Origin of the sequence: Chryseobacterium sp. Tr-659 (assembly GCF_011752975.1) — a bacterium.
GTDB lineage: Bacteria > Bacteroidota > Bacteroidia > Flavobacteriales > Weeksellaceae > Chryseobacterium.
This window is the reverse complement of record NZ_VWWP01000004.1, coordinates 54,442-67,377: the sequence shown is the minus strand read 5'-3', so window position 1 is coordinate 67,377 and position 12,936 is coordinate 54,442. Positions and strand designations below refer to the sequence as shown.

Here is a 12,936-nt window from a genome sequence, read left to right as displayed (position 1 = left end):
TTATGGAAGATGAACAGTATCTTACCGAAAAACATTATCTGGTTTGCAATAAAGGAGTAGCTCCGAAACAAATGAAGGTAACCAGTCAGGATTTTGTAACCTTCAGTGGAGACAAAGCCGCTACAGAACTGGATACCCTGAAGGGCAATAACTTTGTCTGTCTTGGAAATGTTGCTTTTATGGCAGGAGCCGTAGCTGGGATTGCTGTGGGGATTTGTGCCATGATTCCCGGACCCGGCTGGCTGGTTGCCGCCATTATTGCCGCTGCTATTTTGGCCGCAGTTGCTATCGGACTCATAAAATGTAAAGCTGCAGCTTCCCAAAGAGTCTGGACCAACACCTCTCAAAAATTTGCTATACAGGGCCATAAAACACTTACCCTTTCATCCATTATGGTTTGTCCGGCAGAAGGTGGAACCATAACAGCCAAAGAAACCGTTTGGGAAGCGTGGGGAAGTGCCGCCCTTACCAACCTGGGACATGTTGCCAACTTTGCTTTTGGATTTCTTGCCGGGCGAGGAGCAGTTGGGATGGTAGGTGGTGCTGCCGGAGCGACTTCGGCCGCAGGAGCAACAGGATTACGACAAACAGTGACTACTTTTGGTCGTGAATTTGGCCGCCAGTTTGCCAATACGGCACGAAAAGAATTAATAGAACAGTTTACTTTTAAAGGATTTAAAAATGCTTCACTATTTTGTAAGACCATGCGTGGACTGGGAATTGGTGGAGCTTATTATGAACAGTACAGTATCTGGAGCAGTGATAAAGATGTTCTTGAAAAACTGAAAGACAGTGGAGTAAGTCTTGTATTGGGAATTTTTGCAGCAAAAGGAGCAACACTGGTTTGTTTTCCTGCAGGAACAAAAGTTCATACACCGAATGGAATGAAGAACATTGAAGACCTTTATGAAGGTGATCTCGTCTTAACATATAACGAAACTACCAAACAGCAGGAATATAAACCTATCCTTACAAAGCATGAAAGGTTTACCCAGCAAATGCTTTCTTTGGAATTACCCACTGGAGAATTCGTACGTGTGACACCTGAGCACAGGTTTTTCTGTAATGATGAATGGATAGAAGCCGGAAGCCTGAAAGCAGGAGATTTATTACATTTAAAAGGTGGGGATTATACAACAGTTATCAGCGTGGAAGTCTTGCCTCATTACGAAAAAGTTTATAATTTTGATATTGAAGATAATGAAAACTATTATGTAACTGAAGATGGGATTCTTGTGCATAATGGGTATAGTAACAATGATGCTTGGGAGTCAATTGATGACTTCAGGGGACATGCTGGTATGCCAAGACTAGGAGAAACAGTACCTAAAATAGGTGACGGAAATGGAACCGTTGCTTTTGTTGATCTGGATGGGAAGAAAATTTTTGGCATCAATTCTTCATTGCTAAGCGATTCATCGAAAAATTTAGGTAGAAAATGGAAAGAAATCTTGGGATTGGGTAGAGGGAAAGATCAAGTTTTATTCCATGCTGAAGGGCATGCATTGATGAGAACTTATGAAAGATTAGGTGGAAGTATGCCAAAAGAAATGACCATGTACGTAGACAGATACTCTTGTGGAAATTGTCAAACATATCTACCAGAAATGATGAAAGAAATGGGTATAGAAAAATTGACTATTTTTAGTAAAAACGGAAAAACAGTAATATTACCAAAATAATAAACTATGAGTGAAATTAAAACAACTTTTTTAGATAAGGTAAACAACGAAAACCTTAGTAAAAGTGATGTTGTGAACTTGTTTAAAAATCTAAATGATACAGATCTGGAGTATTCCAATACAGGATATCTTCAATTTGAAATTTCTGACGAAAGTAATATTATCTTGCAGTTTTCAGCTGTAGATAAAGAAAACATTTCATTCAGATATGATGAAAATATTCCAAATGTAAGGAATGGTCAGTCATGGTATTCCTCAAATGGTAGTGATTATTCAGAAATAGTGGATGCAGGAGATGAAAATTATGTTCCTAAAAATTCTTTTTTAAATATGGAAAAGACTGTAAATATTATCAGTGAGTTTTTTGAAAATCCTAAACAAAAGCCAAGTGTTGTATTTTGGACTAATGCAGAGGATTTTGACTGGGAATAAATTTTAAATATCATGCAAAAAATAAAAGATGAGTATTGATATAGCAGCAAAGTTTGTAGGTAATAGAGATTTGCTCAGAGATAAACTTAAAGATTACATTTATTCTGAAGATGAAAGTTTTTTTTAGATATAAATTTTAGTAAAGATTTTATAAAAGAGGAGAGAAAAATGTTTATGGATATTTTGACAAGTCTTGATTTTCAAATTGATGAAGTAACAAATCTTTAGATCACGAAATTTCAAAGAAAATAGATATAATTATAAAATATAAATAATTAGAAAGGCTGTTTCAATTTTGAAACAGCTCCTTTATTTTGAAATGGTAAAATTGTTAGCAAAGAATAGTTCAGTATTATCAGTGAACTAAGCATTATTTATAATGAGGTAATAAAATAATAGGAATGATACAATGAATAGGATTTTTCTGTTTTAAAAATTCTTGTTCTCCTTCAGTCAATTCATTTGTTCCCAAGTCAACACCGTTCCATGGTTTTCCGTTGGTTAATCGGTCTGCAAATTCTATGGATTCAATTCTAACCTTTTTATCAAGCCCCAATATTGCTAAATCCATGAGTTGCCCCGGATTTATTTCACCATCTGCAATCTCACCAAGGAAATAAAAACTTCTATTAGTAAGTTTAAAAACGCTATCAATTCTAAATATAGTGACCCGATTGCGCCAGCTATATCCACAATATCTGCATTGTTTCGCAAAAGGAGTACGAGCCAGCCTGTTGCATTGCGGGCAATCATTAAAAAATATTTTTTCCGGAACCTCAGCCAATATTCGCTGAGCTACATTGAGCGCAAATTCATCAAACCCATTTTGAAGTAAGCTCGCAGTTTTAGGACTAGTATTGAACAACCCTTTATCAGTCAATCCTTTTTTCAGTTGAGAATTATTGGATGTTTTATAGGTAAATATTTGATACCTTAATGCTAATTTTTCATCATGGGTCATCAGATTACCAAAATAAGTAATGATATAATGTATTGTCTCTTTGTCCATTATAGTAGAAAAGATTTTTAGTTTCTGTCCTGTCTAATCTACCACTTATTTCTTTATAGAATAGGAGAGAGTACAACAACATTTTTCAAAAGAAAAGAACCCATCAAAAGTGATGGGTTCAATTGATTGTTTATTGAAATGATTTTATTTAAAACCTTAAAGTAGCTGCAACAGACCAGGTTCTTCCAAAACCAAGGAATCCTGTATTACCATCCGCAATACCCTGATACACTCTACCAGCTTCCTGATATGTTTTTCCGGCATCGGGACCACTTGTAATTTTATCTCCTGCGAAAATATTGGAGCTTAATTCAGAAATATAATATTTGTTGAATAAGTTGTATACGTTAGCTCTCAATGTTAAAGATTTTTTAGCATCCAATGTAAACTTATAAGAAGCACCTACATCAAATAAATTATAGCTTGGTAACTTTACGATGCCTTTATCTCTTGCTTCAGGAGTAAGGAAGTTGATTGGGTTAAACTGAGCATATAGTTTATCATAATATTCCCAGTTAGCATCAATACTGAAAGCTTTGGTGATATTATAATCTGCTCCGATGCTGGCTGTAGTCTGTGCTGCATCTCCAACCTTCAGGTCTTTGATATTGATCATTCCCGTAGCTCCCGAAACTTCCTGGTTGCTTTGAACATCAAGGATATTAAAGTTTGCATTTCCTTTGTATTTCCAGTTACCCAAAGATAACATCCCTCTAAGTCTAAGATTGGCAAAAGGTCTTGCTTTAGCTTCCAATTCAACTCCCTGGTGCACCTGTCCAACATTCAGTGCATTATAGAAGTAGGCATTTCCAAGGTTGAGCTGAGGGAACTTTGCAATATCTGCAGCCGTTGCATTGAATGTTCTTGAAATAAATCTATCGTCCCACTGCGTTCTGTAAGCATTGATATTCACATCTACATAACGCGATTTGAATCCATATCCTAATTCTACAGAGAAGATTCTTTCGTTCTTCGCATCATTGTATATATTTTGGTTGGATGGGAATAAAGCATTAAATAAAGGCTGTCTGGAGATCACTCCTGTATTGAAAAATACATTATGATGTTCATCGATATTATAATTAGCGCCTCCTTTTACAATATAACCTGTTTTATGATACCATTTCGTTTCCTGGTTTCCTGGCGTATACAGCATATAATCTATTCTTTTGTAGTATTGCTCAGAAACTGATCCCTGAACAGAAGCGCTTAGCTTTTCAGAGCTATATTCAATCATTCCGTATACTCCAGCCCATTTTACCAAACCTTCGTTGTGTATAGATACTTTCTGAGCATCTTTAAGTTTTGTAAGCGGTTCCGGCTTTACAGTTTGGTCAATATAATATCCTTTAGGAGCATTGGCTGTATTAGGAACAAATAATGCATCAGATCCTAACATATCAGTAACAATATCATAAAGTGCTCCTTTGTAAGTTTTAAGATCGATACCTCCGTTAAAAGTCCAGTTGTTTTTTTTGTAATTAAGGTCTGCAATAACTCCATACCAGTCATGAGCATTGATACTTTGCTTTCTTACAATTCCACTGCTTCCGTTCAGCGTAGCTACATATTGTCCGTTATAATCGGTAGGGGAGCCCGCAGGTGCTGTAAAGGTTGATTTCTGGAATGTATTTCCATTATAATCTGTTACCATACCTCCTCTGTTATAGCGGTAAATCATATCCCAGTTGATGGTTCCGTCTCCGCCTGGGCCATAATTCATGAAGTTCATGGTTTGTCCGTTCCCATTTTTGATAGAACCATTAAGTCCGGTACCGCCGCCGCCGCGTCCCCATGAACCATAAAGAACAGTGGATAGTTTCAGGTTGTCATTCATTGTCCAGTCCCAGTTCAATGAGGCAATAGGCTTGTGATAGAAGTTAGGAGCTAGGTTGAATTGTGAACCATTCAGCATTCCGGTTTGCGGATTGTATCTTCTTCCATAAGTTTCAAATTGCTGAAGGGTTGCTACATTAGCTCCGGTTGCAGAAGATCTTCTCGTGTCATGTACCTGTGGAGCTCCTGTTGCAATTAAATTGAAGGCGTGCTTCTCATTAGGTTTAAATCCTGTGGAGAAAAACCATGAATATCCTTCTCCCTTTGTTCCGTTGATATAACCATCACCCTGCCAGCGGGAAAGTAAAACCGTGGTTCCCCATTTGTTTTTTAATCCGGAAGAATACATTGCTGATAATCTGGAATAATTATCATTACCCACTTCTCCTTTAATCATTGCCTTTTGCTCAGAATCAGTTGCTTTGGTAACAATATTGATAGTTCCTCCTACAGACGGAACAACAAATTTAGACGCTCCCAAACCTCTTTGAATCTGAATAGAGCTTGCAATATCTGCCAATCCTGTCCAGTTAGACCAATATACGGTTCCTCCCTGCATGTCATTAACCGGCTGTCCGTTAATAATAACTGCAATATTGGCCGCATCAAAACCCCTCATGTTGATTCTGCTGTCTCCGAATCCTCCACCCACTTTGGTAACGTATACGGAAGGGGTAGACTTCATAATTTCAGGAAATTCTCTGTTTCCTAATTTTTCCTGAATTTCCGCTGCTTTAATGGTGGAAACTGCAACAGGGGTTTTTCTTTCTTTGGCTGTTTGGGAAAGGTTTCTACCTACCAACATCACCTCATCAATAGATTTAGATTTTTCTAAAGAATCCTTCGTACTCTGCCCGTAATATAAGGCTGCCGTAGGTAATACAAGCGCTATAATAAGTCGCTTTTTAAAAATAATGCTCATGAAATAAACTAGCGTGTTTAAGTTTAGGCTGCAAAGATGAATATTTATTTTCGAAAAATGTATTAAATCTTCATTAAGTGATTTCATGTGCTATGTGAATCATGCATTCTCAAAGGTTTTTTGATTGCTTTTAGTGATATCGAAACTTAAATTATTGAGATGATTAATGATCTGTTTAGAGAATTTTAGAAAATTATTAAGACTATTTAATTTTTCTATTATTTTTAATAATGTTAATGTTTTTAATAATTATATACAAAATACTTTAAAATATAAATTCGAATTAATGTGAATATGTGATTGCTGAGTTGTTGCTTTTTTTAATGTAAGTTACTTAAAATCACAAGTTTAATTAATGAAAATACCTGGGTTTTAATAAATTATTTGTAAAATTGTGTAAAACATTAAATGAATGAAAGAAAGTGTATTTTGGATCTTATTTATTCCACTTTTTCTTATAATTTCCTGCAATCATAATAATAAGGAGAGCGATTACTTCTTCGAGCTCGGTAAAGAAATGAATATGTATGTGAGGGAAGACCCGGGGAAGATGAAGAAGATATTTTACAGAGAGCTGAATAAATATCATAAAACCGGAAATATAAAATATCTGATTAGTAGCAAACAAGTGGAAATGGCTATTAATTCTAATGATAAACAGAAACAGATTCTTTTATGCTATGATTTATTGAGACTTAATAATAACAGATACACCTATATTACCATAAACTGCAATGCGTGTCTATCAGCTTATTTTGAAAAAAGTTCTCCTGAGTGGGCTTTAAAATATATTAACATTGCTATTGATACTAGTAAAGGCACGACCAAACAGTATAATCTGGGACATTTATATCATTTCAAAGGAAGAATATTATATAATGAAGGCAGATATAATGATGCTATTTCATTATTTAAGAAAGCACTTATGATATTTGAAAAGCAGGACGAAACTATGTATATAGCATCTATGTATAATAATTTCGGATTGTGCTATGAAAAAATGAATAGATTAAAAGAGGCAATAACTGCAACTGAAAAAGCATTTAAAATTCTTAGTGCGAAGCCCAATTTATACAATGAAGAAAAGGTTTTCTTAAATTATATCAAAGAAGGACTTGCTAACTATTATAAAAAAGTTGAGAATTTTAAACAAGCCGAAATATTGTTTAGCTCTGAATTAGAATTTTCCTTACGTATTAAAAATTTTGGAATGGTTGTTCGTAGTGCAACAGCTTTGATCAATATTTATGATAGTATTGATGCTAATCCTTCCGCTACAGAACATATCATTAAATCTCTGGAAGCCATTGAACCAGAGTTACGCCTTAATGAAAACAAAATAATTCTGAATACAGCTCTGCAAAATTATTATCTAAAAACAAATAACATCCAAAATTTAAAAATTGTTTCCCAGCGGCTTGCAAAGCTTAACAGAGAAGGTAATGAAAACTATAAAAATGAAATTGAAGCAAATCTCAATTTTACAGATAAATATATTCTCAAGTCTGCCAACCAAGAATCTGATTATGAAAAAAGGAAAAATATTTTTTTACTGTTGGGTATGCTTTTTTTAATAGCAGTTTTCTCACTTATTCTATCGCTTTTAACTAAAATGAAGAAAAAGAAAGAGGAGGTGTATGCTAAAGAGAAAGAAATTCTGACCAAAGAGAAGGAAATTTTGACTAAAGGAAAGGTGATTTACGAAAATGAAAAAAAGATACTGGAACAAAACATCTTGCTGCAGAAAGAAAAAATTAATAATCTGCATCTCAATCTTAATTTAAAAACTGAAACAGAGAGAGAATTTTTAGAAAATATAAAAAAAATAAAGAAAACAAAAAATATAAATATTGAAGAGGTTTTAAAGAATTTACAACTTAAAATCAGTAACCTTATATTAATAGATAAAAAGAATAATGATATCATCAATGAAAGTTCTCGGGAAAATAAGAACTTCATTGAAAAGCTTTCTAAAACCTATCCTTCCCTTAGTGAGCAGGAATTAAAACTATGTGTTTATTTCAAATTAAACCTTAGTGCAAAGGAGATTTCTTTACTTGAAAAACTTTCAGTAGGTAGTATAAGAGTTTATAAAACAAAAATCAAAATAAAAATGGGACTTGGTAGAGAAGATAATTTAGGAGGTGTCTTGGAAAAAAATTTGATTAGTTAAACTGAATAGCCAAAGACTTTTATTTCGTTTTTAGTCTTCTGTAAATGCGTTTGTATTTGATGTTGTAATTTTTGGCTATTCAATACTAGCTCTTTGCCTTGGGATTCTCAAATAATTGAGATTATCGAAATCTTTGTTAATAGAATAAAATAGAAAAAAAATGAAATCATACAAACAGAATCGCAAAGTGATTTGGATTGTCATTATCGGTGCCGTATTTTCTATTGTGGCTCCATTACTGCTGCCTTTTCTATCTTTGAATTACTTAAAAGATTATGGAACAATTGGTGATGCTGTAGGAGGTATTGCCAACCCGATTACCCAATTAGTGGGGTTTGTTTTGCTGTTTCTCGCTCTTAAAGCACAAATTGATAGCAATAAACTTATACAAGACCAAATAGAAGCTGAAAGTAGAAAAGAGATGCTCCAAAGAGAACTCACTCATCTGCATCAGCTTTATAGCTTTATGGAGAATGATATTAAAAGTTTTAATTATGAAAACAGATTTAAAGACAATGGAAGTACTGAACTATTGCATGGCCGAAGAGCTATCCGTTGCTTTATTGATGATATCGAAAATAATAATATTGATTTACATAATACAGAACAATTATTGCAAGAAGATGGAGTAAGAGAAATAATGAGTATTTTGAAAATAGCAGAACTTATTTTTAAGAAAATTAATCATTCTGGAATTGAGCAGGACGATAGGATCTTTTATCTGGGTATTATGAGACATGAGCTTGTATTTAGTATATTTCCTTATACAGATCTTGACGAATCTGCAAATCTTAGACTACCAGTTTGCAAGGAATGCGGAGAACACCATGGAAATTATCCACCGCTTATTTTTGATAAATTAATGGAGCTGAAACAATTTTTTTCATAATATGATACAGCATTGCGATAGTATTTATCATGAGATAATTGATTATACACTTAAAGACAATCTAAAAAAGAAAATAAAAAGTCAATAAAAATTTGCAAATATCATTTAAATACTTACTTTTGTACCGCTTCAAAAAAGGGGGATTGGCGCAGTTGGCTAGCGCGTTTGACTGGCAGTCAAAAGGTCACGGGTTCGAATCCCGTATTCTCCACTGAGTGCAATTAAAGAAGCCTTTATATTGCGCTAAAAGCTTATTAATCCTGCGATTTCTAAAAATTGCAGGATTTTTCTTTTATACCAAAGATCCGTTTTTTCAAGTATCTGAAAAACTCCATACACCGGGAACCTTTATTTGTTTGCTTTGATGTATAAATTCCGAAATTCGGTCAGCAAGATTGAATTTATAAACACCACATTGTGGTTCCTTGTGGAAAAGTCTCTCCCGGGAGCAGCCGCCGGTGCATAAAGGCATTACTTTGCAGTCTGAACATTTCTCATGTTCTGTAACATCAAATTCTGTATAATGTAATTGATGTTCTTCATTGATTGATAAAGGGCTGTTTAAGTATCCAACAACTTTTGATGGATCTCCGAATTCTGCCCAGCATTGATACAGTTCACCGGAAGGTCCTATCATATAGGCAAGATCCATATCTGCACCACAAAAATTGCCTATCATGGAAGGCAGGTGCCAGGAAGACATTTTTCGCTTGCGGGCCTCATTTATGAATTTAAGTTCTGTCTCTGCAAATAACTTTCTTGACAAATAGGTTTTGAATTTATCTGTGATGAATTCATTTTCTTCAACAATTCCGAGATACATGGTGATATTATGTAGAGGAGTTTTTCTGGCCGCTACAAGGTCTAAAAGTTCCATCAATGATTCGTAATTGGACTGGTCTATATTTACACGAATTGTTACAGGCATTTTCTGTGAAGCCTTCATGATATTGTCGAGGATTTTACTGTAAGTGGGTTTCCCGCTCAATAAAGTACGCCGCTTATTGTGAATGTCGGGAGGCCCGTCAAGAGAGATTTTCACAAAATTCGTATGGTAACGTGTGAGTATATCAATAGCTTTATCATTCAGCAAAAATCCATTGGTTGTAATATTGGTGTCAAATGTGATCTTATGTTTCTCGCATAATGCCATCAGGCGTTCAGAGATTCTGTCAATGCTGTTAATTTTTATAAGAGGCTCGCCTCCAAACCAGGCGACAGTAAGATGTTTAATTCCGCTTTTGAGGATGTGATGCTCTGCTAATTGCACAATTCCATCTTCTACTTCCAGCGGCATTCCTTTAAAATCCTTACGGAAAGATTCATCTTCAATACAATAAGTACAATTAAAATTGCATCCCAATGTAGGGGCAATAGTAAGATAAAGCATATCGTTTCTTTGCCTTCCCCGTTTAATTCTATCTTTTACCAGTTTTTTTTCATCAATAAAGTCAGGAACAATAAATCTTCCGTCAAGCAGAAGCTGAAAGATTTTTTTATCTATGGTAATGCTATTGAAATGATGATGATTGAAAAGCATTTTTACCTCGTCGGCATAATTCTCAGGAAGGAGGAAGGTAGCCTGGTTAAAAGCATTAAACAGTACATAGGTTGCTTTTTCATGAGTATAGGTGCCATGATCTTCAGCTTCATGAAGATTGAGAGGAAAAAGATGTGTATACATTGATAATTTAAACCAAGAGTCTTTTGTTGCAGACTTTGTCTCATATTCAGGGATACCCATGAACCATTTAGGCTGATTAATAATTTTGACGGTCTTGTTATGCATATTCTTTGTTTTTAAATTTATTCGCTAAATATTTCACGGCCCTTTTCATTAGCATCAGAGCCTGCATGATCAGATTCTTCATTTAATTTGCCCGGATCAAGATTATCCTGCTCATTTTGAATGGCTGTTCTTTCTGCTTGTTTTTCATCGAGTTTTTCTAATTCATCAGTTTTTGCCTGTATTTCTTTTTCCAGTTCGTCACGACGCTGTTGAAGATCCGGATCATGAGGCGTATTAATCAGCTGATTAATAACATCACTCAAGGCTTGCTGGCTTTGCTTCAGTTCACCTGAAGTTTGGGCAAGGTCTGCATCAAGTGTTGACAGATCTCCTAATTGAGAAAGCCTGGAAGCAATATTTTGCTGAATAGCCAGTTTATTTGCCGGATCAGAAATATATTGAACCTTTTGCTTGGCAACTTCAGATTTGATGCTGTTTTCAAGATAGGAAGCACTATCCTGCGATGCTGAAGTCATAGACGCCCAGATATATCCGGAAATTGCATCGGTAAATGGATATTCCTGTAGAGAAAAGGCTGATGTCTGAGAATTTTCAGAAAGAATCTGGTTAATATTAGATATCTGAGGAGCAATATTTTCCTCAATGCTTTTGGATACCTGCTGCTTAATCGTATCAGTAAGATCAATATTTGAAGCGTAGCTTGCAGCGAGTTCACTTACACTCACTCCGTCACTGAAAGGATCAAAAGCCTGTACAAGTTCACCTACTGAATCTTTAATCTTATCTTGAACATCCCGCTGAATACTATCCCAATTCATTTCTTTTAGGTTTTGCTTTAAGGTGCTGGCAATTGTAGAATCAATAGGTTCACCCAGTAAGGCATTAACAGGCATATCAAATGTTGAGATACCATCAGGCATAGAGAGCATCATGCTTGTCACATTACCAGGATAAAGGTTGCCGGCGTTATCGTATGCACCTCCCATTATATTCTGTTTCATAGGTGCTTCTGCAAAAGCCTTGTCAATACCTGCTGCATTACTGATTTCTCCGGATGATATTTTGTCGTACAGATCATCAAGATCCAGATTTTGGGTTTCACAATCTTCATTTGACGAGAGCTTCATCAATTCATTTTTGGTATCAGGAGGAACAGGGCAGGTATTAGGACCTAATTGTTCACGTCTCAATCGCATAGCTTTTCCACCGGTATAATCCATGGTGATTAGAAGAGGTAGATTAATCCTATACATGAAATCTTCTTCTACAAGCCGTCCACATATATCACTATTATATTGAGGGTTCATGCAGAGCATATCAGCGTCAGGTCCTATTGAGTTTTTTAACTCATCAAAAGCGAGATAAGATATATTTCCCGACCTGAACGAAAGCTGGAAAACAGAGGGTGCAAATGTATTATTGGTGATTTCTCCCAAGCTGCTGTTACTTTTACCATGACCTATAAAACAAAGCGCAATAGTATCATTAGGGAGTTCAGGATGTGAACTCGCAATCCAAAGACCTTGTCCGTCAAAATTATGAGGAAGGATGGTTTGCGGTCTGGCAATCTGCATGGAACTCCCGGTCTCAGTTTCAGGCAGGATTAAATGATCAGTAAAATAAACGGCATTTTGGCCCAAAAGTACCGTATTATTGGTAAGCAGATCTTTACTTCTAAAGATCTTAGCCTGGTATTGTTGTAATGAAGGCCAGAGCTCGTCTACTTTACTAAAATCGAATTTCTTAAGCTGCCGACTTCCATAGATTACATCAACCAGAGAAGATGTAGGAACAAGAACACCTCCTCCTGCAGGAAAGTTGCTTAAAGTATGAATGAAATATCCAGGATCAATGACAGCCTCTTTTGTTTTGATATTGGATTGAAATGATACTGAAATGATGCTATGTCCGTCATCAGTACGATCTGTAGCTGCATAAACAGATCTTTTAGCATCTGGTGAGTTTAGATCTTTATTTGCAGCAACGTGAGCCTGGTAGGTACGCGGAATAAAATCATTCATGAACTTAGGAAGCTGGTATTTCAAAAGGTCTTTATTATCATCAAAGAGGGAAGGAATCAATTTGGGAGGAACATCTCCTTTGTTGAAAATTGTTTGATTGAAGTTGGTAAGCTCCTGCTGGGAAAGCTGAGTATATTTTGTGCCAAATATCCTGGCCAGTCCGCGAATACTTAGATATGGTACTTTTTTCCATGTAACAGAGGGTATAATAGACATAAGAGT

General features: G+C 35.4%; 8 protein-coding genes and 1 tRNA gene. 5 read left to right on the top strand and 4 right to left on the bottom strand.

Annotation, left to right across the window (positions count from 1 at the left end; all coding sequences use genetic code 11):
- Positions 1–2 precede the first annotated feature (2 nt).
- Together F3J23_RS10895 and F3J23_RS10885 are read left to right on the top strand one after the other, a co-directional pair.
- The gene (locus F3J23_RS10895; RefSeq protein WP_228455321.1) at positions 3–1,682 is read left to right on the top strand and encodes a polymorphic toxin-type HINT domain-containing protein; all 1,680 of its coding nucleotides are present in this window, start codon (positions 3–5) and stop codon (positions 1,680–1,682) included.
- A 6-nt stretch (positions 1,683–1,688) separates the two neighbouring features.
- Complete coding sequence (locus F3J23_RS10885; RefSeq protein ID WP_167028334.1) at positions 1,689–2,114, top strand: hypothetical protein; 426 nt, start codon at positions 1,689–1,691, stop codon at positions 2,112–2,114.
- Positions 2,115–2,484: 370 nt separating this feature from the next.
- On the opposite strand, the gene F3J23_RS10880 is transcribed toward F3J23_RS10885, so the two are convergent.
- Positions 2,485–3,123, bottom strand: a complete 639-nt coding sequence (locus F3J23_RS10880; protein WP_167028331.1) for a hypothetical protein — start codon at positions 3,121–3,123, stop codon at positions 2,485–2,487.
- A 148-nt stretch (positions 3,124–3,271) separates the two neighbouring features.
- Entirely contained in the window at positions 3,272–5,881 is a 2,610-nt protein-coding gene (locus tag F3J23_RS10875) for a TonB-dependent receptor (RefSeq protein ID WP_167028328.1), read from the bottom strand.
- 412 nt (positions 5,882–6,293) lie between these two features.
- Here F3J23_RS10875 and F3J23_RS10870 point away from each other — a divergent pair, with 412 nt between their 5' ends.
- The 3 genes from F3J23_RS10870 to F3J23_RS10860 all read left to right on the top strand — a co-directional run bounded on the left by F3J23_RS10870 (position 6,294) and on the right by F3J23_RS10860 (position 9,154).
- The gene (locus F3J23_RS10870; protein ID WP_167028325.1) at positions 6,294–8,054 is read left to right on the top strand and encodes a tetratricopeptide repeat protein; all 1,761 of its coding nucleotides are present in this window, start codon (positions 6,294–6,296) and stop codon (positions 8,052–8,054) included.
- A 160-nt stretch (positions 8,055–8,214) separates the two neighbouring features.
- Positions 8,215–8,943, top strand: coding sequence for a hypothetical protein (locus F3J23_RS10865; RefSeq protein ID WP_167028322.1), 729 nt, complete (start codon positions 8,215–8,217; stop codon positions 8,941–8,943).
- Positions 8,944–9,080: 137 nt separating this feature from the next.
- Positions 9,081–9,154 (top strand) — tRNA-Ala (locus F3J23_RS10860).
- Between the two features lie 102 nt (positions 9,155–9,256).
- Here F3J23_RS10860 and F3J23_RS10855 read toward each other — a convergent pair.
- Complete coding sequence (locus tag F3J23_RS10855) at positions 9,257–10,732, bottom strand: radical SAM/SPASM domain-containing protein (protein WP_167028319.1); 1,476 nt, start codon at positions 10,730–10,732, stop codon at positions 9,257–9,259.
- Between the two features lie 17 nt (positions 10,733–10,749).
- Positions 10,750–12,930 carry a hypothetical protein gene (locus tag F3J23_RS10850; protein WP_167028317.1) on the bottom strand — a complete coding sequence of 727 codons (2,181 nt, stop codon included), beginning with the start codon at positions 12,928–12,930 and terminating at the stop codon, positions 10,750–10,752.
- Positions 12,931–12,936: the final 6 nt, after the last annotated feature.

Coding starts and splice junctions, on each gene's coding strand:
- F3J23_RS10895 (WP_228455321.1), top strand. CDS start 3: ATGGAAGATGAACAGTATCTTACCGAAAAACATTATCTGGTTTGCAAT.
- F3J23_RS10885 (WP_167028334.1), top strand. CDS start 1,689: ATGAGTGAAATTAAAACAACTTTTTTAGATAAGGTAAACAACGAAAAC.
- F3J23_RS10880 (WP_167028331.1), bottom strand. CDS start 3,123: ATGGACAAAGAGACAATACATTATATCATTACTTATTTTGGTAATCTG.
- F3J23_RS10875 (WP_167028328.1), bottom strand. CDS start 5,881: ATGAGCATTATTTTTAAAAAGCGACTTATTATAGCGCTTGTATTACCT.
- F3J23_RS10870 (WP_167028325.1), top strand. CDS start 6,294: ATGAAAGAAAGTGTATTTTGGATCTTATTTATTCCACTTTTTCTTATA.
- F3J23_RS10865 (WP_167028322.1), top strand. CDS start 8,215: ATGAAATCATACAAACAGAATCGCAAAGTGATTTGGATTGTCATTATC.
- F3J23_RS10855 (WP_167028319.1), bottom strand. CDS start 10,732: ATGCATAACAAGACCGTCAAAATTATTAATCAGCCTAAATGGTTCATG.
- F3J23_RS10850 (WP_167028317.1), bottom strand. CDS start 12,930: ATGTCTATTATACCCTCTGTTACATGGAAAAAAGTACCATATCTAAGT.